The following is a 22,243-nucleotide window of genomic DNA, read 5'->3' on the forward strand; positions in this document are numbered from 1 at the left end:
TATGCTTTTTTTGTTGCGCAACCTTCGGATGGCTTTGCTCGTATTCACGACAATCCAATTCATCTCTAACAATAAAAAATTGAACCCATGAAATTATTTCAATTCACCCGCATGCTCTTTATCCTGGGCCTGATCATGTCCGTCGCCATATCCTGCTCGGATGACGACCCGGAAACAGATCCTACGCCTGTCGCCAATGACATTCAGCTCAAAGACAACGCCACATTAGGAAGGATTTTGACCGATAAGGACGGCAAAACGCTCTATTTCTTTTCTAAAGACGCCAACGGAAACTCCAACTGCTCAGGCAACTGCGAGTCGAACTGGCCTGTTTTCGCTGTAAGCGATCTTTCCAAGCTTAAAATCGACGGCGACCTTGCGGTCGGTGATTTTGCCAACATTACCCGTGCTGACGGCAAACCTCAAACCACTTATAAAGGATGGCCGCTGTATTATTTCGCAAATGATGCAGCTGCGGGTGAAACGAAAGGTGAGAATGTAGGTGGAATCTGGTTTGTCGCCAAGACGGATTACACGATTATGCTGGCCAATGCGCAGCTTGTGGGCAATGACGGGAAATCCTACAAACCTGATTTGACGGAAGGAACGGGAGAAACGCAGTTTTTTGTAGACGGCATGGGCAGAACATTGTATGCATTCGCGCGCGATTCGTCTGGCATTAACAATTGGACAACCAATGATCCGCAAAAAGACGGGACATGGCCAATATACGAAGTGAGCGAAGTGAAAGGACTTCCTTCCAATCTCGACAAAACAACGTTCGCGACCATTGATGTTTTTGGCAAAAAACAACTTACCTATAAAGGCTGGCCGCTATACTATTTCGGGCCGGATGAGATGAAAAGAGGCATGACCAAGGGCGTAAGCGTTCCAAGACCTGGCGTATGGCCGATCGTAAACAAGGATTCACCAAATGCACCTAAATAAATTTTAGCTTATTACGAGAATTAGAAAGTGGCGGCCATCTAGCTCGTCACTTTTTATATTTGCCCCAATCGGTAACCAGTTTTTCAAATAATTGCTGCAAGAAAAGCGTCCGTTTTCCGGCTTCTCCGCTTCCGACCGGCAAGTCGCCGATTTGTACAACCGGCATAACCCACTTTGTTGTGCTGGTTGTGAAAACCTCGTCAGCCATAATCACTTCTTTATACATTACCGGCCTAATTTCCACGTCAAAGTGTGGCTTAGCAAGCTCCATTACGACTTTTCTGGTAATGCCTTTGAGAATGTTGCGGTCCGAAGTAATGAGTTTATCGCCTTGAAAAATGAAAATATTGCTTCTGGTCAGCTCGCTTACTTCCCCTTCTTTGTGAAAAAGTAAATCCGCAGCTTGCTGGCGACGCAGTTCATCGGCCATTAAAACCATGTGCACGTAATTCGTTGTTTTGACTTCCGGCAAGTCGCGTACATAGTCGTAAGGCAGGACCTTAATGCCTTTCAAACGTCCGGCGGGATTGTCCTGCGGCAATGATTCCGTCCTGATCAAAAAATTGGGCTGCACAACATTTACGCTGTCAGATGCATAACCACCCGTCAAAACAAAGCGAAAAGCCACTTCCTGCTCGCCCGACATTGCGTGTAAATCGGCTAGGACTTTCTCCGTTTCCTGCTGCGAAACGGGCAATGTTAGCTTTAACAAACGCGCCGAATTTTCAAACCGCTGCCAGTAATCATCCCAGCGGAACGGCACGCCATTATAAGTCCTGAAATAGTCAAAAAGGCCAAAACCGCGGAGTAAGCCAAGGTCATTGGTCTTGAAAACCGGGCTGTCAATAGGAAGGATTTCTCCGTTGAAATATTGGTGAAAAGGCATGCGGGGTGAATTAATATATGATGGGCGGAATCTCAAAGTTATTAATTTTCCCTACTTTGCATACATATCTGATCAAATCACGACGTTACTATTTTACCCGTCAGATTTATCTGAACGGACTTTTTTTACTCTGCGAATGATTAAACCCGAACAATTACTGCAGACGCTGCAAATTGAGTTTGAAAAACAATCCTACGGCGCTCATCCCGCTGAGCTTTATGAGCCGATCCGCTACATTATGTCGCTCGGCGGCAAGCGTTTCCGCCCTTTGCTGACATTACTTGCCGCTTCAATATATTCTGATCAATGGGATAATGCTGTGAAACCGGCTATGGCCGTGGAGGTTTTTCACAATTTCACATTGATGCACGACGATATTATGGACCAGGCGCCGCTGCGAAGGGGAAAGCCAACGGTTCACGAAAAATGGAATGCGAACACGGCGATTTTGTCCGGGGATGTGATGTTAATAAAGGCCTATGATCTGCTGCTGGACATTCCTGCCGAAAAGCTGCGCCGTGTTTTGGAAAGATTCAATAAAACGGCTGCCGAAGTTTGTGAAGGGCAACAGCTGGATATGAATTTTGAAACCCGCTGGGACGTTACCGAAGAAGAATATCTGGGCATGATCCGTCTGAAAACTTCGGTTTTGCTGGGTTTTGCATTGGAACTGGGCGGGATTATCGGCGGTGCTGATGAAGAATCCATTCAGTTGCTTTATTCGGCAGGGGAAAATATGGGGATTGGTTTTCAATTAAAAGACGATCTCCTGGATGTTTATGGCGATCCTGATAAATTTGGAAAGCAGGTAGGCGGTGATATTATTTCAAACAAAAAGACATTCCTGCTTATTGAAGCATTGTCCAAAGCAGATCAGGAATCAAAAGCCGAACTTGATAAATGGATCGGTCTGGCCGATTTCGATAAGCAGGAAAAAGTGGCGGGCGTTACAGCCATTTACGAAAAGCTGGGCATCCGTGCATTCACCGAACAAAAAATCCAGGAATATTTTACCAAAGGGCTTTCCAGCCTGCACGCACTTAAAATTGATGAAGCAAGAAAGCAACCATTGCTGCAATTTGCCGAGCAACTGGTTGAGCGCGAAAAGTAACAGTCATTCAAACATTCAACACCGAACATGTCCATAACCCTCATACTCGTCATTATTACATCCGGAATCAGTTATTATGCATTAAACAATTACAGTTTAATGGACAAACTGATCCTTAACCCCTATAAAGTCACGCAGCGCAACGAATATTACCGTTTCGTAACATCCGGTTTTGTTCATGCGGATTTTGGGCATTTGATCTTTAATATGCTCAGTTTGTGGTTTGTAGGAGAAGGAATTGAAAGGCTTTTTGCTATGCTTTTTGGGCCGAGCGGCACCATTTATTTCCTGTTCCTTTACATTGTCGGCATCATTGTTTCAGACATTCCGACATTCCTGAAACACCGGAATAATTCCAAATACAATTCGCTGGGTGCGTCCGGTGGTGTTTCAGCCGTGCTTTTTGCCGCAATCCTTTATTCGCCTTTGATGCAGGTTTGTTTGTATTTCTTTATCTGTATGCCCGGATTTATTTTTGGATTGCTCTTTTTGGGATATTCATTTTACGAATCCAAGAGAGGAACGAGTTATGTGAACCACAGCGCGCACATGGTCGGCGCGATTTTCGGATTTGTGTTTATGGCCGTAGTTTATCCCAGCGCAGTTCCTGGATTTTTACAGCAGATTTTAAGCTGGCGATTATTTTAATTCCGAGCTGGCGTTTATTTTAATTCCGCCAGCACGGTTACGCTTCCCACAGTTTTATCTTGCAGATTAACCTTTACTTCCGCATCCAGCGGCAGGTAAATGTCCACGCGTGAGCCAAACTTGATAAAGCCCATTTCCGTGCTCTGCTCCACCTGGTCGCCTTCCTTCACATACCAGCGTATACGACGCGCTGCTGCACCTGCAATCTGACGGAAAAGGATTTCGATGCCTTCAATGGTCTTGATAACAACGGTTGTGCGCTCGTTATCTGTGCTGGATTTAGGGTGCCACGCAACAAGATATAATCCCGGATGATATTTAAAATACTGGATGACCCCGCTGATCGGGTTCCAGTTGATATGCACATTAAGTGGAGACATGAAAATGCTGATTTGTCTCCTTGGCCCTTTAAAATACTCACTTTCAACAACTTCTTCAATTACCACAATTTTTCCATCGCAGGGCGCGACGATCTGTCTGTCACTTTTATACACCACACGCTTTGGAACGCGGAAAAACTGAACTACGAGAAAGAATACGATCACACTGCCAATCAACACCAATCTTGGAATCCAATAACCGTCAGGCAGCAGATAATATATGCCTAAGTTTATCAGTATCAATATAATGGCTGTAATGGCCATGATGGTGTAACCTTCTTTGTGCAGTCTCATGCAGGGTTATGTTTCGTTAATGACTTGCTGTAAAATACAAATATCGTATAAATACTGATTTCCTTTCCATCAAAAGCCCTGCCAATCCATTCAGAAAGGCAGGGCTTTACAATTTATTAATGCTTTATGAATGATTATTCGATCACTACGCAATCTCCGTTCTTCACTTCCTGCTCCACTTTTTTGAATTTCACATCACGCAAAATCCGGCCATCGCGATACTGGACTGATACTTTCTGGTTCCTATCGGCGATTTTAATGGTGCGAACAGGCTGTGCCTTTGTGGTTGACTCCATATTACGGGCATACTCGTTTGGGCCGCCGTCCATGTCCAGGTCAAAATCCTCCTCACGGTTGGTATGCAACTCAGGCGCTGGCGCAGGGCGACGCACGGTTTGCTGCACTGCAGTAGCCGGAACCGCCTCTTCCTGAGGAATATCCGCCTTCATCAGGAAGGAGATCATATCAAAGTTAACCTTGCTCAGGAAGCGCTTGAAAAGCTCAACCGACTCAAATTTATAAATCAATAAAGGATCCTTTTGCTCAAACACCGCATTCTGAACGGATTGTTTCAAATCATCCATCTCACGCAAATGCTCTTTCCACTCCTGGTCGATCAGTGATAGCACAATGGCTTTCTCCATTTCAGTCGTGATTTCCCTTCCCTCGTTTTCGATAGCCTTTTTCAAGCCCACTACAACGCCCGTCTGACGAATTCCGTCGCTGAACGGGATCATGATTTCAGAGATAGTCGCACCGCGTTCTGCGTAAATAGAGCTCAAAACTGGTAACGCTTTCGCTGCTATCGAGGCATTCTTTTCTTGATATTGCTTCTCAGCTGCTTCATAAAGCTTTTGTGAACGGTCCGCTGGCCTCATTGAACCATATTCCGACTCGCTGTAAGGAAGTTCCATTCCTAATGTTGTGATCACAGCCAGTTCAAGTTCTGCATAAGAAGTTGCAGAGCCAACCAACTCGTCACATACATCATATAATGTATTCGCAATGTCAACAGCCAGACGTTCTCCAAACAATGCATTGCGGCGACGTGTATAAATGGCGTCACGCTGATAGTTCATTACGTCATCATATTCCAAAAGACGCTTCCGCATACCAAAGTTGTTTTCCTCAACCTTTTTCTGCGCGCGTTCGATGGATTTGGTAATCATTCCGCTCTGGATCACTTCGCCTTCTTCCAATCCCATCCGGTCCATCACCTTCGCCATCCGGTCGGAACCGAAGAGACGCATGAGGTTATCTTCAAGCGAGACAAAGAATTGAGAAGATCCCGGGTCACCCTGGCGACCGGAACGACCACGCAACTGCCTGTCTACACGACGGCTTTCGTGACGTTCTGTACCAATGATCGCAAGTCCGCCCGCTTTTTTCGATTCCGGCGTAAGCTTAATGTCCGTTCCACGACCAGCCATGTTGGTTGCAATCGTTACAGTTCCCGGCTTACCGGCTTCTGTCACCACTTCTGCTTCACGCTGGTGTTGCTTGGCATTCAAAACCTGGTGCTGAATTTTTCTCAATGTAAGCATCCGGCTGATGATCTCAGAGTTTTCAACCGAAGTTGTACCTACTAAGACTGGCCGCCCGGCTTCCACAAGCTCTACAATTTCATCCGTTACCGCATTGTATTTTTCACGAACCGAACGATACACTTTATCTTCATGGTCTTTCCGAACCGCATTAACATTGGTAGGAATCGACACCACATCCAGTTTGTAGATTTCCCAGAATTCACCTGCTTCCGTCTCCGCCGTTCCGGTCATACCGGCCAGCTTGTGATACATCCGGAAGTAATTTTGAAGGGTAACTGTCGCGTAAGTCTGAGTCGCATCTTCAACGCGCACATTCTCTTTTGCTTCAATCGCCTGGTGCAAACCGTCGGAATAACGGCGGCCATCCATGATACGGCCAGTCTGCTCATCGACGATCTTAACCTTTCCGTCCATGATCACGTATTCCACGTCTTTTTCGAAAAGCGTAAACGCTTTCAAGAGCTGGTTAACTGTGTGGATACGTGCTGTTTTTACAGAATAATCGCGGATTAATGCTTCTTTCCTGATAATGCGTTCCTGCTCATTCAATGATGCGTCTTTTTCAATTGCATCAAGATCCACCGCAATGTCGGGCAGAATAAAGAAGTTAGTCTCTTCCGACTCACCTGTCAGGAAGTCAATTCCTTTTTCTGTTAGTTCGATGCTGTTATGACGCTCGTCAATTGTGAAATAAAGCGGTTCATCCGCTTGTGGCATCAGCTTTTGATTTTCAGCAAGATAAATCGATTCCGATTCCTGCATGAGCGCCTTAATACCCGATTCACTCAGGTATTTGATCAAAGGCTTGTATTTCGGCATTCCGCGATGTGCGCGGAACAAGGATAATGCTCCTTCTTTTTTATCGCCGGCTGCAATTTTCTTTCTGGCGTCGGTAAGGAAATCCATCGCCAGCTTTTTCTGTGCTTCAACGATCCGCGAAACGCGTGGTTTCAATTCCAGATATTCCTGCTCATCACCTCTTGGGACCGGGCCGCTGATGATCAATGGCGTACGCGCATCATCGATCAAAACGGAGTCAACCTCATCGACCATCGCGAAATGGTGCTTGCGCTGAACGAGCTCTTCGGGCGTACGTGACATGTTGTCACGCAGATAGTCAAAACCGAACTCGTTATTTGTTCCGTAAGTCAATGACGCTTTATATGCATTTCTGCGGGCAATGGTGTTGGGCTGGTGGCGGTCTATGCAATCGACGCTCATGCCGTGGAATTCGAAAAGAGGTGCATTCCATTCCGCATCACGTTTTGCCAGGTAATCGTTCACGGTTACAATGTGAACGCCGTTTCCTGCCAATGCATTAAGGAATGCGGGAAGCGTTGCAACAAGCGTTTTACCTTCCCCTGTCGCCATTTCAGAGATTTTCCCCTGGTGCAAAACCACACCCCCGATCAGCTGCACATCATAATGCAGCATGTTCCATTTAATAGGCTGGCCAATTACATCCCAGGTTGTATTCCAGTAAGCTTTGTCACCTTCAATGGTAACGTGTGACTTTTTGGTTGCCACTTCCCTGTCGAAGAAAGAAGCCGTCACTTCCAGCTTTTCATTTTCCTTGAAGCGGCGCGCCGTTTCCTTTACAATGGCAAAGGCTTTTGGCAAAATATCCAGAAGAATCTTTTCCAGCTCTTTATTACGATCCAGATCAAGCGCATCAATTTTCTTAAAAATCGCTTCTTTGCTATCGACATTAGGCTCATCAGCAGCTTGTTGTCTTAAAGCAGCAATCTGATCATCAATGGATTTCAGGTTGTCGGCAATATGTTGTTTCAGACCTTCGGATTTTGCCCGCAGGTCATCATTGGTTAAAGAAGCCAGGAGTGCGTATTCGGCATTGACTTTATCAACGTAGGGAGTCAATTCTTTTAAATCCCGTTCTGATTTTGTGCCGAACAGCTTTGAAAATATTTTAAACATGATTTTAGTATATGTTTTTAACCGATCATTTACAGAAAAATAATTGAGCCTGCCCGTTAATCGTGCCAGATTGTCAGCAAAGCTATCATTTTCAAACTCAAAGGTAATTCATTGCAAATAGTATTGTATATGAATCAGAAGAATCCTAATGTAACTCTAATGTTTTTTTACCGTTTGCTCAAACCAATAAGGCACCCATACTCAGGCAAGAGAACCGTTTGTACCAATTATTTTCAACTACTATGTAATACACAGTACCTTTGAATCATCAAAGAAAAAATAAACAACGACAGCCATGAACAACAACAGATTATTTCGCAATACAAGCAGCAAAATTATAGGTGGTGTAGCATCCGGAATAGCGGATTATCTGGATATAGATGTAACGATCGTGCGTGTACTTTTCGTTTTGGGCGTTTTCATTCCGGTAACATTTCCTATCATCCTGTTTTACATTATCCTTTGGATCGTGATGCCGGACAGCGCTAAAAGGCCCAAAACGCACGAAGAACATCGGATTTATTCTTAAAATATCAAAGGTTCCATCAGTAAGACTTGGTAATTGCAAACCACCGGAAAACAAATTCCGGTGGTTTGTTGTTTTATGATTAATTGCTATTTTTACCAATGGTATGCAGGCATACTATTCTCCAGTGCCTGTGTTACGCTCCAAACTAAAAATCAGACATATATGAATGCATACATAGTTGCCGGTTACCGTAGCGCCGTCGGAAAAGCTTCCCGGGGAGGCTTCCGTTTTACCCGTCCCGACGACCTGGGAGCAACTGTCATTAAATATCTGCTTGAAAAAATCCCTAACCTCGATCCTGCCCGCGTAGACGACGTGATTGTTGGCAATGCGGTGCCAGAAGCTGAGCAGGGCATGCAAATGGGTCGTTATGTGGCTTTGCTCGCATTACCAAAAAACGTTTCGGGCATTACGATCAACCGTTATTGCGGCAGCGGCGTGGAAGCCATTGCCATGGCGTCAGCGAAAATTCATGCCGGAATGGCGGATTGCATCATTGCCGGCGGAACAGAATCCATGTCACTCGTTCCTACAATGGGATGGAAAACAGCATTGAACTATGAAATTGCGCATACAAATCCAGACTATTATTTAAGCATGGGCCTGACCGCCGAACAGGTTGCAAAAGATTACAATATTAGCCGCGAGAAGCAGGATGAATTCGCTTTCAGCTCACACCAGAAAGCATTGAGAGCGCAGAAAGAGGGCTGGTTTGCGGATGGAATTGTGCCTGTAACTGTTACAGAAACCTATTTTGACGCGGCTTCCGGCAAAAAGAAAACGAAAGAAATTGTTGTAAAACAAGATGAAGGACCACGAGCGGATACAACATTAGAAGCACTCAATAAACTCAAACCCGTTTTTGCAGCCGGAGGAACCGTAACCGCAGGAAATTCATCCCAAACTTCCGACGGAGCAGCATTTGTCATGGTCATGTCGGAGAAAATGGTGGAGGAGCTGAATTTGAAGCCCATTGCTAAAATGCTTTCCTATGCAACTGCCGGCGTGGACCCCCGCATAATGGGCATCGGACCAGTGGCTGCTATCCCTATTGCATTGAAACAAGCGGGATTAAAATTGAATGACATTGAACAAATAGAACTGAATGAGGCATTTGCAGCACAATCGCTGGCAGTGATCCAGGAACTGGACATTAATCCGGAAATTGTGAATCCCAATGGTGGTGCTATCGCTTTGGGACACGCATTGGGATCAACCGGTGCGCGGCTTTCTGTTCAGTTATTCAATGAAATGGAACGCAGAAATCAAAAATACGGCATGGTGACAGCCTGTGTTGGTGGCGGGCAGGGCGTTGCTGGAATTTTTGAAAGGTTAAATTAAACCGTTCGGTAATTGCATAACTTATTTTACGGTCTCCGTTGAAGAATGAACCATCTTCGGCGGAGATTCTTTATTTTTGCCCCAAAACATACACACCTCTGCATGGATGTATCCATTATCATTATCAATTATCGGACGCCTCAGCTCATAATCAATTGTTTAGACTCTATTCATAAGTTTACTTCAGGCATTTCTTTTGAGATTATTGTTGTTGATAATGATCCGGAAAATGGTGGTGGCGAATTAGTAAAAAGGGCATATCCGGAGATTACATGGATTAACGCGCCTTCTAACGACGGTTTTGGGATTGCTAATAACAGGGGAATGGCCGTAGCAAAAGGAAAATATTTCCTGCTGCTGAATGCGGATACATTAATTACCGATAATGTCATTCACCGCTGCTTCGAACGCCTGAATGTGCGAACCGACATTATCGCATGCGGCGCACTACAATATTACGCCGATGGCACGCCAATGCCTTTTTACCAAAGTTTTAACGACTTCCGCCGCACATTTTTCATCCTTCCGATCAGTAATACCGTAGATAGGGTTGTGAAAAAGCTTTATCCCGATCCCCAACATGCCGATCCTGACCAGTATGACTGGCTTGTGGGCGCTTTCATTTGTCTTCGCAGGGAAGGATTTGAGAAAACCGGCGGGTTCAGTGATGATTTCTTTATGTATGGCGAAGATGTGGAATGGTCGGGGCGGCTCGGAAAGCTGGGGAAACTTTGCTATTTCAAAGACTGCAAGTTTATTCACCTGGAAAACAATAATCCTTTCCGACGGACGAATATTTCCTGGATCAACCGTTTCAGCACGCAAATGCAGATTTCCAACTTCCTTTGGGTGAGAAAACAATACGGAATGTTCCAGTATTTGCTGCTCATTGCGCATTACATTTTCATGATCCCCGTTATTTACGGCTGGAAAATGGCTTTTAACCTAAAAAAAGACGGAAACCCATTCACAGAACTGCGCACGCAGCATATATATGTGCGCAAGACGCGGGTAATCCTGAAATATTTCTGGCGAACACTCCTATTGAAAAAAGGGCTCTACAAGATAAAGCCCGAAGAAAATATTGATCTGCTAACAGCTGTACATGAACAACGTTAAGAAAAAGATCCTCTTCTTTACTCCTTATGCTACGCGGACAGGGTCAGAAATGATGCTGCTTTATATCGTGAACAAAATTGACCGAAGCCGCTTTGATATCGGCATTGTCAGTTTTGCAAATGGTGAATTATTGAAAGAGTTCCCCTCGGACATTCCCGTTTTTATAGCGCCTAAAACTTTCAATATGGTGGAAAAGATCTCTTTTCACCTCGGGATTCATCCTACATTAAAATATCTCAGAAAACTGGCAAAGGATTTCAAGGCTGATTTTTGGTACGTAAATACAACGATGATGCCCGAAACGATTGTGGTTGCCAAGGAATTTTCCATTCCGGTGGTCACACATTTTCACGAAATGCCGTTGACATACACCTATTTAAGTTCACCGGATTTCAAAAGCATTATCGATTATTCGAGCCTGCTTATTGGCTGCTCGCAAACAACCTGTGAGCCGATCAAAGATGCCGGTGGAAAAAATGTGGAGCTGCTTTATTCCTTTATCGATCACATGCTCGTAAAAAAAGACGAAAAGCGCACCGCCGAGTTGAAACGTGCATTAGGCATTCCGGCCGATGATTTTGTATGGATCCTGTCAGGAATGACCTCGGAAAGAAAAGGTTTTGATATGTTACCCGATCTTGCACAAGAACTTAACGATCCGCGCGTTCACCTGATATGGGTGGGAGCAAGCATTGATGACGGGCTCGTTTATTACACAGAACAACGTTGCAGGAATTCGAAATCGGCGACGAAAATTCACCTTGTCGGAAAGCAGAAAGAAGATTATTATAATTACCTTAACATGGGAAATGGGTTTTTACTCACGTCCCGGCAGGACCCGTTTCCTTTGGTGATGATTGAAGCTGCGCTGCTCGGTAAGCCTATTGTTTCATTCCCTTCTGGTGGTGTTTCGGAATTTGTAAAAGAGGGCATGGGCATTGTTACTCAGGATATTAGTATCAAACAAATGGTAAAAGGAATCCGCTCGGTAATGAGTGGGGAAACGGCAACCAGCAGTGAAAAAAGCATTGAAGTAGCCAGTCAGTTCAACGTGGACAATGGTTATAGAAACTGGATCGAATTAATAGATAAAAATTATTAGCATGCACCATTCTACGTACGGGTCTAAATTGCTCACGAAGCTATTCTTTGTGGTTTTGGCTTGGACTATCTCTTTTCAAACGCTCCATGCCCAGACCAGTCCCGGAACGACCGAGGCGGACAACCAGCGCTATCTGGCACTGATGCTACTCAATGTGTTGGATAAAGACGAAAAGGGCCCTGAGCTGGATCTGATCAGATCGGCACATGCGTACGGATTGAATGCGGTTTATCTTACCATTCCCTGGGATAAGATCTATTATACCTCACCGACAGACAAGCCGCTTTGGGACAAATTCGACCAGCAAATCAAAACAGCCACGGATTTGGGAATGAAAGTGGCGTTGCGCATTCACCTGGGCAGGCATAGCACGCGGATCAAGGGCTTTTGGGAACCTTCGGACAGCCACATGAGCTCCACGGGCAAGCCGGTGATCAGTGGATATCAGGATACTTCATTTGGATTTGATAATGATGCGATCTCGGCAAAAGCACAAGCATTCGTTAAGGAAACGGTTACGCGATATAAATATCTTCAGACCAACAAACAGCTGTTATTCGTTTCCATAACCACCACCGGAACGCAGGAAGGCGAATATCCGGGCAGTCTGATCGAAAATGGCAAGGAAAGCCCTGCGGTGTACGATTATTCCAGGTCCATGATAACCGGGTTCAGGGAGTTTTTGATATCACATTATAAAAAACTCCAGCGCCTCAATTATTTATGGGGGATCAATCACAAGAATTTCGAAGAGGTGTTACCGCCTGCAACGCCCTGGGAACCGTCGGAATCCTTCCGTCAGCGTGCTGGTAAGGACTGGTACATTTACCGTCACCTTGTATTGAAGCGTTTTACAGAGCAAATGATCACGGCTGTCAAGTCTGTTGATCCGAACGTCAAATTTGTATCTGACTATGGCTCTGTTTTTGACAGAATTTCCAGTGTACGTGGAACGCTGGGTTTCAGGAGTTTAAATGAAAAATCTAATGGTATCAAAATCAATGATGACCTTGCCACGCACGATCACAGATGGTCCGTCGATATTATTAAAAGTACAGCTCCTGCCAACTTTATAATTGCTAATGAGCTGTTTATCAACACCGTATTTGATAACAATGCTCATTTAAGGCAGATCAACGAGAATTTCGCTCACGGCGCAAATGTGGTTGCCGTTGTCGCATCCGTTCAGAGCACAATGTCAAGGGCCGAGCCTTTTCTACGGCAGGCCGCTCAGACCTGGCTTAACCAGCCAATGAAACCCATTGTTTATACCGATTCCGTGAGTTATAGGCTTTCGGCAGCTGTGGAAAAAAGCGGGCCGATGAATGTTGTTTACGACGAATGGAGAAAACGTGCTTACGCCGATCCGAATAACCCAAAACCGGTTTATATTGGCTTGAATGAAGACATTCTTGCTCCTGAATATTGGGACGATGCATCTAATTACCCACCGTATGTGTTCAAGCCGGTGCCGATGCAGATCATTGCGGTTAACAAAGATTTCGCTTACAAGCTGCCTATTGATACTTTTTCCGATGTGGACGGAACGGTTGTGAGAATGGAGGTCGGCACTTTGCCATCCTGGCTGAAATTTGAAAACGGCCAGCTGAGAGGACGGCCCGCAACACTTGGGGATTACCGCATTCAGGTAAAAGGAATTGATGATGAAGGCGGTGTCACGGAAGCATTCCTGACTGTTCGTGTGGACACGCGTGAAAATGCCAACAAGCCACCAACGGTAGATGCCAGTTTTTCAAATCAGACTATTGCTGTAAAAGAGCCATTTTCACTGCCTATCAACGATGGCGCATTTGAGGATGCAGATGGTGAAGTGACCAAAATCGAAGCAAGCGAGCTTCCAAGCTGGCTTAAATTTACAAATGGTGTCCTGACCGGAACGCCGCCTAGCTTGGGTGAATTTCGCATTAGTTTGAAAGCATATGACGATCTGAATGCCTTTGTGGAAACGTATTTCACGATTAAAGTCGTCGAAAAGCAGTTCCTTAATGCACCGCCTTATGCAGCTGGTTCATTACCAGTCAAGTATGGCCAGTTAAACATGCCGTTTAACTACATTTTACCAACAGAAATCTTTGGTGATCCCGATGGGTATATTTCTTCCATAACATTACAAAACCGCCCATCCTGGCTCAACTTCGCACTCAATACATTTTCCGGAACGCCAACAGAGGAGGGAGAATACAGGCTCATTATCAGGGCTTACGATAATGCAGGAGCATATGTGGAAGTGCCGTTTATACTGATCGTTGAAATTCCCAAGTTCCGTTTCGAACTGGTGCAAGGCGGAAGCAAAGTGGATCAGCGTGTCATCAGGAAACTCACGGGCGATGACGTCCTCGCGCACAGCGATTTACCATCCTCCCTGAATATTTACGCACACGGAAATTTTGACTACGACAAAGTTGATTTCAGTTTAACAGGTCCGTATAACAGGAAATCACAAACGAAAACTTTCCCATTTGCGCTTTACGAGAATGCCAGCGGATTTGCACCTTATATCGGCCGGTACACCCTCACCGTCACTGCAACGAAAGAGGATTCGGCGATTGTCACAAACTCGATCCAGTTCAGCATTTCCTACGGCGATTCTATCAACATTACAAAAGACCTGGAAGACTGGCGTTTTTTCCCGAATCCGGTGGAAAGCGTTTTTAATGTGAAGCTCCCGGCCGGTTTGGACGCTAATGACATTTCCTACGAGCTGATTACAGTTTCAGGGAAAAAGATTGATTTCCCAAAGGAATTTGTCACTGTTTCCGATGACCTGGCCAACATTGATCTTTCCAGATTATACATTTCTTCGGGCATTTATGTTGTCCGTCTGCACAGCAACGGCACGGTCTTAAAACAGTTTAAAATCTTCAAAAAGTAAGGCTTCAAATCACCATTTTTCTCCTTTGGTTTTTGCGAAAGGTATGCTTGCATAATACTGCGAATGATTTATATTTGCAATACAAGAAGTAGTATGCAAGCATACCTTAATTCAAGCCTTAACCATCAATAAAAGTTAAAGAATATGGCCGTTGCAGAAGCGAATAAGACGTCTATTAAGGGAGGTGAATTTTTGATTAAAGAAACCTTATCGTCCCAAATTTTTATTCCTGAGGAGTTTACGGAAGAGCAGCGTATGATTGCAGACACTTGCAGGGAGTTTCTCGGCAAGGAAATATGGCCCATCCTGGACGAAATTGATCATGCAAAAAGTCCCGAGCTGATTTCTGGATTGATGGACAAAGCGGGTGAGCTGGGCTTGCTGGGAACGGCCGTTCCGGAGGAATATGGCGGTTTTGGCATGAACTTCAACACTTCCATGCTCGTTGCGGAGGCCACCGGCGCAGGGAATTCATTCTCCGTCGCACTTTCGGCGCACACGGGCATCGGCACATTGCCGATCCTTTACTACGGAAATGAAGCACAAAAAAGCAAATATCTTCCCAAGCTCGCGACGGGTGAATGGAAAGCTGCATACTGTTTAACAGAGCCGGATTCGGGCTCGGATGCCAACTCTGGTAAAACCAAAGCAATACTCACCTCCGACGGTCAACATTATGCCATTACCGGCCAGAAAATGTGGATTACCAACGGCGGTTTTGCAGATGTGTTTATTGTTTTTGCCAAAATTGAAGAAAACGGACAAACTGATAAAAACCTGAGTGCCTTCATCATTGAAAAGTCATCCGGCGGCATTACAATGAATGCACCGGAACATAAAATGGGGATTAAGGGCTCGGATACGCGGCAGATCTTCTTTAATGATTGCCTGGTTCCCGTCGAAAACATGCTTTCAGAACGCGGAAACGGCTTTAAGATCGCAGTTAACATTCTTAATATCGGGCGGATCAAATTGGCTGCGGCAGCATTAGGCGGTGCCAAAAGAGTAGCGCAACAGGCCATTGCATATGCCAATGAAAGAAAACAATTCGGCACGGCTATCTCCCAATTCGGCGCGATTAAGCATAAGCTGGCCGAGATGGCTACGCAAATGTTTGCCTCCGAATCAGCTTCTTACCGCGTTGGCCAAAACATTGATGACCTGATTTCCACCTTTCAGGAAAAAGGAATGTCAGACGCGGAATCTAAACTGAAAGCATTGGAAGAATTAGCCATTGAATGTGCCATTATGAAAGTGCATGGCTCAGAAGTGCTTGATTTTGTGGTGGATGAAGGCGTTCAAATCTACGGCGGCATGGGCTTTTCCGCAGATGCGCCTATGGACCGGGCTTACCGCGACAGCCGTATTAACCGGATTTTTGAGGGAACGAATGAGATCAACAGGCTCCTCGTTGTGGATATGCTCCTGAAACGCGCCATGAAAGGCCAGATCGATCTGATGGGGCCCGCGATGGCGGTTGGAAAAGAAATTATGTCCATTCCTGATTTCAGCATGAGCGAAGACGAAACGCTCTTTGCAGCTGAGAAAAAGGTCATTCAAAATCTTAAAAAAGCAGCCTTAATGGTGGCGGGTGCGGCCGTTCAGAAATTCATGATGAAACTTTCCGAAGAGCAGGAAATTATCATGAACCTGGCCGACATGGTAATTGAAATTTATGCTGCTGAATCGGTGCTGCTACGCGTGGAAAAACGGATTGAGTTGCTTGGAGCCGATGCCAATAAGCTGCACCAGGATATGGCTACCATTTACTTACACCGCGCTGTTGAGAAGGTAAACAATGCCGGAAGAGCTGCCATCACAAGCTTTGCAGAAAGCGATGAGCTGCGGGTGATGCTGATGGGATTGAAACGGTTTACGAAAATTGAACCGGTTAACCTCAAAGATGCGCGCCGCAACGTTGCTGATGAACTGATTGCCAGGAATGATTATGTTTTTTGAAACAATATTTCGGGCGGAGAGCCGGGTTTAAAGCTCGATTACAATGCCTGCACAACTAAAAACCAAATGAATCATGGAAAGCCGGACCTTTGTAAGGTCTGGCTTTTTTGTTGTGATGAAAGGTTTTTTATTCTACCCCAAAATGCGCAAATTTGGGAAACCAATATCCTTTGTTTTCACGTTAGGTTAATGGTTGTTTGAATAAAATATCGCTAAATAATTTACGTTGGATTCTCTATTAGTTACTGAAAAACCACCTTTCATGACCCTGCATTCCCTGGATCTTCGTACAACGGGCCAATTTCCTGCATTACTCCTTGATTATCTCGATCAAAAACCTGCATTGGAATCGTTTTACAGTATTTATCCGACTTTGGAGAATGCAAAAGAGGCCATCATTAGCAAGCAGAATTTTGATATTGAAAAGCGTAAAACGCTGGTTGATGTTTTAGAAAAACAATACACAGGACTTCCTTATCTGCCCGATTTTTCGATCCTTTTAAAGGAAAATACATTCACTGTCACAACAGGTCACCAGCTTAATATTTTCACCGGCCCGCTTTACATTATTTATAAAATTGTAACGACGGTGAAGCTCACGAGAGCATTAAAAGAGGCTTATCCCGAATACAATTTCGTGCCCATTTACTGGATGGCCACGGAAGATCATGATTTTGAAGAAATTGCGACTTTTCATCTGTTTGGACAAACGCATAAATGGACCGGCGAGCACAAGGGAGCGGTCGGCCGCCTGAATCCGAAGGAGCTGGAAAGCATTTTAAAACAATTGCCGGATAAGCCCATGTTGTTTGCAAAAGCTTATCTCGAAAACACTACGCTGGCCGATGCAGTGCGATGTTATATGCACGAATTGTTTGGAAAACAGGGCCTGATCACGCTTGACGCAGATCACGCAGATTTAAAACGGCACTTCCTGCCCATTATTAAGGAAGAACTCACCGACTCAGTTTCCGAAAAACTGGTCACAGAAACCACCGGCAAACTCAATGCACTGGGTTATCACACGCCGCTTCACGCACGAGAAATCAATCTTTTTTACCTGGCCGACGGACTTCGCGAGCGCATTACGCGTGACGGCGACAATTTCCAGGTTTTGAATACAGACCTTACATTCACCAAGTCGGAAATCCTCGATCTGGCTTCTAAAAATCCCGAATTTTTCAGTCCGAATGTGGTTCTGAGACCATTATACGAAGAGGTAATCTTACCAAATCTTGCGTATATAGGCGGGCCGTCCGAAGTGCCTTACTGGATGCAGTTGAAAGGAGTTTTTGAGCATTTCAATGTGCCCTTTCCCATGTTAATGCCGCGTAATTTTGCATTGTATATCAATCATTTGCAAGGCAAAAAGGTCGAAAAATTGAAGATCAATTACAAGGATCTTTTTCTGGATGAAGTTGCGTTAAGGAAGACATTTGTTGAGCGGAATACTGAGCATATTTTAAGTCTGGAAGATCAGAAAAATGCGTTTAATGAGATTTTTGAGGCGATTTTAAATAAAGCAACCGCAGTGGACCAAACCATGCACGGAGCTGTTAAAGCCGAGCAAACGCGGTTACTGAATTCGCTGAAACATCTGGAAAAGCGCATTATTAAAGCCGAAGAGCGCAACCACGAGTCCGAGATTACGCAATTGATCAGCCTCAAAAACAAGCTGTTCCCGAACGGAATCGCCCAGGAACGATATGATAATCTGCTGAATTTCTACATTAATGATCCGCAATTTATCGAAAAGCTGTTCGATCTTTTCGATCCGCTGGATTTCAGATACAATGTGTTAGTCGAAGATAAATAACTGGCTTACAGACATTAATCTTTCAATTTCACATCACCAAATCGTGATACGACTGTTATCCGCGTTCCTGATCCGGTTCCTACTTTTCCTTGATATTGCTTTTGTTTATAAGCTTTATCATCCTTCGCCGGCTGCATGGAAAAATTCACATTAGAAGACGGATAACTGAAATTCCCATAAGTAACTGTCACATTGAACTGGTTTGCATCTGCCGGCAAGATAATCGACGAGTAAGATGCCTGAATGTCAATGTTTTCCGCTGAATTGGTGAGCTGATCAATCTTGAAATTACCTGAGTAGTTCAGCTTAATTTTTCCTGAACCGCGCATAGTTCCGATTTTCGCGCCCGAATAATCAATGTCGGCGTCCAGATTTGTCACATCACCAATGTTCAGCTCGCCGAACTTGTTGGTAATGAACACTTTTTTAGCCATATCCAGTTTCAGGTTTGAGTATTGGAATTCCAGCTTTCCGCCGTCCATTTTCCCAATTTTAGCGCTGCCATAACGCACATCGATCACGTTTTCAGCATTATCCAGAATGTTGGCTACGAAATGCCCATAGCGTGAATCCACCGTCAGCGGCGCGTGAAAGGAAGGAATGTCTGTGTCACCAAACTTGTTGCGCACGATCAGCGCATTTTCCTTTGGCATATACACCGTGTAATCGATCTGAATGAAGTTCTTGTCGCCTTTTTTATTGTTCCAGCCATTGTTTCCAAACTGGCTCCTGTCAATATGTGTCGTCAAGTTGATCTGGTTCTTGATCCGTTTTTCGTCGATTCTAACAGCGCCCAGATATTCCGAAGCGCGGCCGTCCGTAGGCGCATTCGCCGTTACAATGATCTCAACCTTAATCTCTTCCTTATTCCAAAGATTGATTTTGACCTGCCCAAACTGATTATCAACGACAAGCTGGTCATTATTTTTAACATCAAAAACCTTTACAATATTCCTTCGTTTTTCAATGAGCCCGTTCTGTTCCGGATCCGGGCTTACTGCCAGCAACAGCTGCGGCAGCATGAAAAACATGCTAAATAACAGGCGCGCTGTCGACTTCTTTATCGTCTCCATTTTTTACTTTATTAATGCGTTGCAAAATTTCTAATTGTTGGTTGAGCAGGTCAACCTGCCATTGTAAGTTCTGGACCATCGCTTCCAGTAATGCTTCCTGGTTGGGAGCATTCGATAAGTTGGAGCGCAGATTTTTATAACTCACTTCCAGACTTTCCAGATCCGCAGAGAAATCTTTATACACCTCCGGATTATTCCGCGCGAGTTTGATGATCTCCTCTCTTTTCTGGTCTATTGCAACATTGTAAGCATTGAATTCTTTGGCATAGGTAGGGACTTTGAGCGCCACTTTCGGGTCGCGGGTTATGCCGTATTCATTATTGAGGTAAACTAAAAAACCAATTCCAAGCGCCAGGAACACACCGGCCGCTATGCGCCAGTCAAAATAAGGGCTGTTCAGTCGCCTAATTTTTTTTTTGGATTGCTCCGGCAGAATCGGAATCTCGTTATGTAATTTGCTATCGATCTGGCTCCATAAAGAATCTTGCGGTAAGAAAGTATCAAATCCATCCCTGTTATCTCGCACAAACCGCTCCAATCGATCTTTTTTATCAGAAGAATTTTTCATAGGTTAATCAACTTGTCATGTGTAAATAATGTTCTCAAATCCTTATTAGTTTAGATGGAACTCAAACGATTAAGTTTAAAATTATTGCTGCAACTATTTCGAAAGCATTTCTGTGAGTTTTCTTTTAGCTCTCATATATTGCGTCCTGGACGTCGTTTCGCTGATCCCCAGCACCTCTCCTATTTCCTCGTGATCATATCCTTCAAATAGGTAAAGGCTCAAAACCACTCTGTAACCATCCGGCAGCTTCTGCACTGTGTTGCGCACCCGCTCCACTTCCAGGTTCGTCTCATGCTCATCCATCCCGAAATAACTTTCATTCCGGTCGATATTCTCCGCCGTCTCCTGCCATTCCTCAATTTCCACCCACTTCACTTTCCGGCTCCGCATGTGATTAATCGCCTTATTGACAACGATCTGCTTCAACCAGGCACCGAATGTCGACTGCTGCCGAAACTGGTGCAGGTTGGTAAATGCATCCACGAATGCTTCCTGTAAAGCGTCCTCTGCCTCCCCCAAATGATTCAATATCCGCATGCAGATGTTGAACATGGCTTTCGAATACAACTTATAAAGCTCGTATTGCGCTTTGCGCTCACCGAGTTTACAACGTTCCACCAGTTCGACGTGCCGGTCAGGGTAAAAATGTGTTTTCAAGCAGAATGGCTAATATATATTTGAACGTTCTGTATCAAGGACAGCAGATGCGCCTGCATGTTGCATCAACGGGAAAAAAATTTTCCGTAAACGTCGTTCGAACAATGTTTGATGAACCGTTGTTCTTAAAAAAGGATCGTATATGTTTGATTTTTGGTCATAATATACCCTAATTTGTTTACTGCAATCTACCAAATTTAGTCAATGAAAACGTTCAACATTCCTGATTTTTACCGGAGCAGGATCATTACGCCGATTAAGGAATTCCGCCGTAAAAATGACAAGCTGAAACGTGACTATGCACCTACATTGCTGGATTTTGGCCCGGTCCAATTTCTGATTGCGCGCCATTTTGGATTTTGCTACGGGGTTGAAAACGCCATTGACATTGCTTATAAGGCCATTGCTGAAAACCCGGATAAACGCATTTTCCTGCTCAGTGAAATGATCCATAACCCGGACGTAAACCGCGATCTGGTGGACCGGGGCGTGCGTTTTATCATGGATACCAAAGGCAATCCGCTCATTCCGTGGGAGGAACTGAATGCAGATGACATTGTGATCGTCCCTGCTTTCGGCACAACCGTCGAAAACCAGCAAAAACTGACCGAACTGGGCATTAACGCCTACGTTTATGATACAACCTGCCCGTTTGTAGAGAAAGTCTGGAACCGCGCCGCGCAGATCGGAGAGAAAAATTACACGATCATTGTCCACGGCAAGCCAAATCACGAAGAAACCCGCGCCACATTCTCGCATAGCAAGGAAAACGCGCCGACCGTTGTGGTTGAAAACATGGCGCAGGCCGAACGTCTTGCCGAATACATGAAAGGCACATTGCCTGCAGAGCAGTTTTTTCAGGATTTTAAAGGTCAGTATTCCAATGGCTTTGATCCGGAAAAAGATTTGCAGCGCATCGGCGTCGTGAACCAGACTACAATGCTGGCATCTGATACACAAGGCATTGCCGACTTTTTGAAAAATGTAATGATCAAACATTACAGCCTTCGTCCCGAACAGGTCGAGGATCGTTTTGCCAACACGCGCGACACATTATGCTATGCTACGAATGACAACCAGGACGCGACTTACGCCTTGCTCACGCATGAGGCTGATCTGGTGATCGTTGCCGGTGGTTATAACAGCTCCAACACGACGCATTTGGTCGAGCTCTGCGAGCAGAAATTCCCGACTTATTTTATTGAGTCAGTTAATAAAATTTTGGATAAACAGCTGATCCGCCATTTCAACCTGCATTCCAAAGAAGAAATGGTGACAGAAAACTATCTCCCGCAACATACGCCTGCCCGCATTATGCTTACGTGCGGTGCTTCCTGCCCGGATGCAGTCGTAGAAGGTATTTTGATGCGCTTACTTTCATTTTTCGAGGGCTCGAAAGACATTAATGAAGTGATGCAGCAATTTTAAATTGAACCG

Annotated in this window: 17 protein-coding genes; 11 read left to right on the plus strand and 6 right to left on the minus strand. The window is 44.9% G+C overall.

The genetic code is table 11. The features are described from left to right. Positions 1 to 87 precede the first annotated feature (87 nt). Positions 88 to 948: a hypothetical protein gene (locus LZG74_RS24445; protein ID WP_233799089.1), complete on the plus strand. Its 861-nt coding sequence runs from the start codon at positions 88 to 90 to the stop codon at positions 946 to 948. 46 nt (positions 949 to 994) lie between these two features. On the opposite strand, the gene LZG74_RS24450 is transcribed toward LZG74_RS24445, so the two are convergent. Next, the gene (locus LZG74_RS24450; RefSeq protein WP_233799090.1) at positions 995 to 1,834 is read right to left on the minus strand and encodes an aminotransferase class IV; all 840 of its coding nucleotides are present in this window, start codon (positions 1,832 to 1,834) and stop codon (positions 995 to 997) included. A 139-nt stretch (positions 1,835 to 1,973) separates the two neighbouring features. On the opposite strand from LZG74_RS24450, the gene LZG74_RS24455 reads away from it, so the two are divergent. Then, entirely contained in the window at positions 1,974 to 2,945 is a 972-nt protein-coding gene (locus tag LZG74_RS24455) for a polyprenyl synthetase family protein (RefSeq protein WP_409014529.1), read from the plus strand. Positions 2,946 to 2,972: 27 nt separating this feature from the next. Then, a complete protein-coding gene (locus LZG74_RS24460; RefSeq protein WP_026632010.1) occupies positions 2,973 to 3,593 on the plus strand; it encodes a rhomboid family intramembrane serine protease in 621 nt (206 codons plus the stop codon). Between the two features lie 14 nt (positions 3,594 to 3,607). Here the strand turns inward: LZG74_RS24460 and LZG74_RS24465 are convergent, their stop codons facing one another. Together LZG74_RS24465 and secA are read right to left on the minus strand one after the other, a co-directional pair. Continuing rightward, on the minus strand, positions 3,608 to 4,267 hold the full coding sequence (locus LZG74_RS24465) for a phosphatidylserine decarboxylase family protein (RefSeq protein ID WP_233799092.1): 660 nt from the start codon (positions 4,265 to 4,267) through the stop codon (positions 3,608 to 3,610). Between the two features lie 134 nt (positions 4,268 to 4,401). Continuing rightward, complete coding sequence (gene secA / locus LZG74_RS24470) at positions 4,402 to 7,749, minus strand: preprotein translocase subunit SecA (protein WP_233799093.1); 3,348 nt, start codon at positions 7,747 to 7,749, stop codon at positions 4,402 to 4,404. Between the two features lie 295 nt (positions 7,750 to 8,044). Between secA and LZG74_RS24475 the strand changes: the two genes are divergently transcribed. The 7 genes from LZG74_RS24475 to bshC all read left to right on the plus strand — a co-directional run bounded on the left by LZG74_RS24475 (position 8,045) and on the right by bshC (position 18,508). Beyond that, positions 8,045 to 8,278 (plus strand): PspC domain-containing protein, encoded by a 234-nt coding sequence (locus tag LZG74_RS24475; RefSeq protein ID WP_233799094.1) that lies wholly within the window; start codon positions 8,045 to 8,047, stop codon positions 8,276 to 8,278. A 162-nt stretch (positions 8,279 to 8,440) separates the two neighbouring features. Next, positions 8,441 to 9,619 (plus strand): acetyl-CoA C-acyltransferase, encoded by a 1,179-nt coding sequence (locus LZG74_RS24480; RefSeq protein ID WP_233799095.1) that lies wholly within the window; start codon positions 8,441 to 8,443, stop codon positions 9,617 to 9,619. A gap of 102 nt (positions 9,620 to 9,721) precedes the next feature. Next, entirely contained in the window at positions 9,722 to 10,738 is a 1,017-nt protein-coding gene (locus LZG74_RS24485; protein WP_233799096.1) for a glycosyltransferase family 2 protein, read from the plus strand. Then, positions 10,725 to 11,840 (plus strand): glycosyltransferase, encoded by a 1,116-nt coding sequence (locus LZG74_RS24490; RefSeq protein ID WP_233799097.1) that lies wholly within the window; start codon positions 10,725 to 10,727, stop codon positions 11,838 to 11,840. Before LZG74_RS24485 ends, LZG74_RS24490 begins: the two co-directional genes overlap by 14 nt. Position 11,841: 1 nt before the next feature. After that, positions 11,842 to 14,733: a putative Ig domain-containing protein gene (locus LZG74_RS24495; RefSeq protein WP_233799098.1), complete on the plus strand. Its 2,892-nt coding sequence runs from the start codon at positions 11,842 to 11,844 to the stop codon at positions 14,731 to 14,733. Between the two features lie 144 nt (positions 14,734 to 14,877). Then, positions 14,878 to 16,692, plus strand: a complete 1,815-nt coding sequence (locus LZG74_RS24500) for an acyl-CoA dehydrogenase family protein (protein ID WP_233799099.1) — start codon at positions 14,878 to 14,880, stop codon at positions 16,690 to 16,692. A gap of 262 nt (positions 16,693 to 16,954) precedes the next feature. Then, a complete protein-coding gene (gene bshC / locus LZG74_RS24505; protein WP_233799100.1) occupies positions 16,955 to 18,508 on the plus strand; it encodes a bacillithiol biosynthesis cysteine-adding enzyme BshC in 1,554 nt (517 codons plus the stop codon). A gap of 14 nt (positions 18,509 to 18,522) precedes the next feature. Here the strand turns inward: bshC and LZG74_RS24510 are convergent, their stop codons facing one another. From LZG74_RS24510 to LZG74_RS24520, 3 genes are all read right to left on the minus strand, one after another. After that, positions 18,523 to 19,581 carry a hypothetical protein gene (locus LZG74_RS24510; protein WP_233799101.1) on the minus strand — a complete coding sequence of 353 codons (1,059 nt, stop codon included), beginning with the start codon at positions 19,579 to 19,581 and terminating at the stop codon, positions 18,523 to 18,525. Next, the gene (locus LZG74_RS24515; protein ID WP_233799102.1) at positions 19,541 to 20,149 is read right to left on the minus strand and encodes a hypothetical protein; all 609 of its coding nucleotides are present in this window, start codon (positions 20,147 to 20,149) and stop codon (positions 19,541 to 19,543) included. Before LZG74_RS24515 ends, LZG74_RS24510 begins: the two co-directional genes overlap by 41 nt. A 93-nt stretch (positions 20,150 to 20,242) precedes the next feature. Then, on the minus strand, positions 20,243 to 20,806 hold the full coding sequence (locus LZG74_RS24520) for an RNA polymerase sigma factor (RefSeq protein ID WP_233799103.1): 564 nt from the start codon (positions 20,804 to 20,806) through the stop codon (positions 20,243 to 20,245). Positions 20,807 to 21,010: 204 nt separating this feature from the next. Between LZG74_RS24520 and LZG74_RS24525 the strand changes: the two genes are divergently transcribed. Further along, positions 21,011 to 22,234, plus strand: a complete 1,224-nt coding sequence (locus LZG74_RS24525; protein ID WP_233799104.1) for a 4-hydroxy-3-methylbut-2-enyl diphosphate reductase — start codon at positions 21,011 to 21,013, stop codon at positions 22,232 to 22,234. Positions 22,235 to 22,243: the final 9 nt, after the last annotated feature.

Origin of the sequence: Dyadobacter sp. CY327 (assembly GCF_021390415.1) — a bacterium.
Lineage (GTDB): Bacteria > Bacteroidota > Bacteroidia > Cytophagales > Spirosomataceae > Dyadobacter > Dyadobacter chenhuakuii.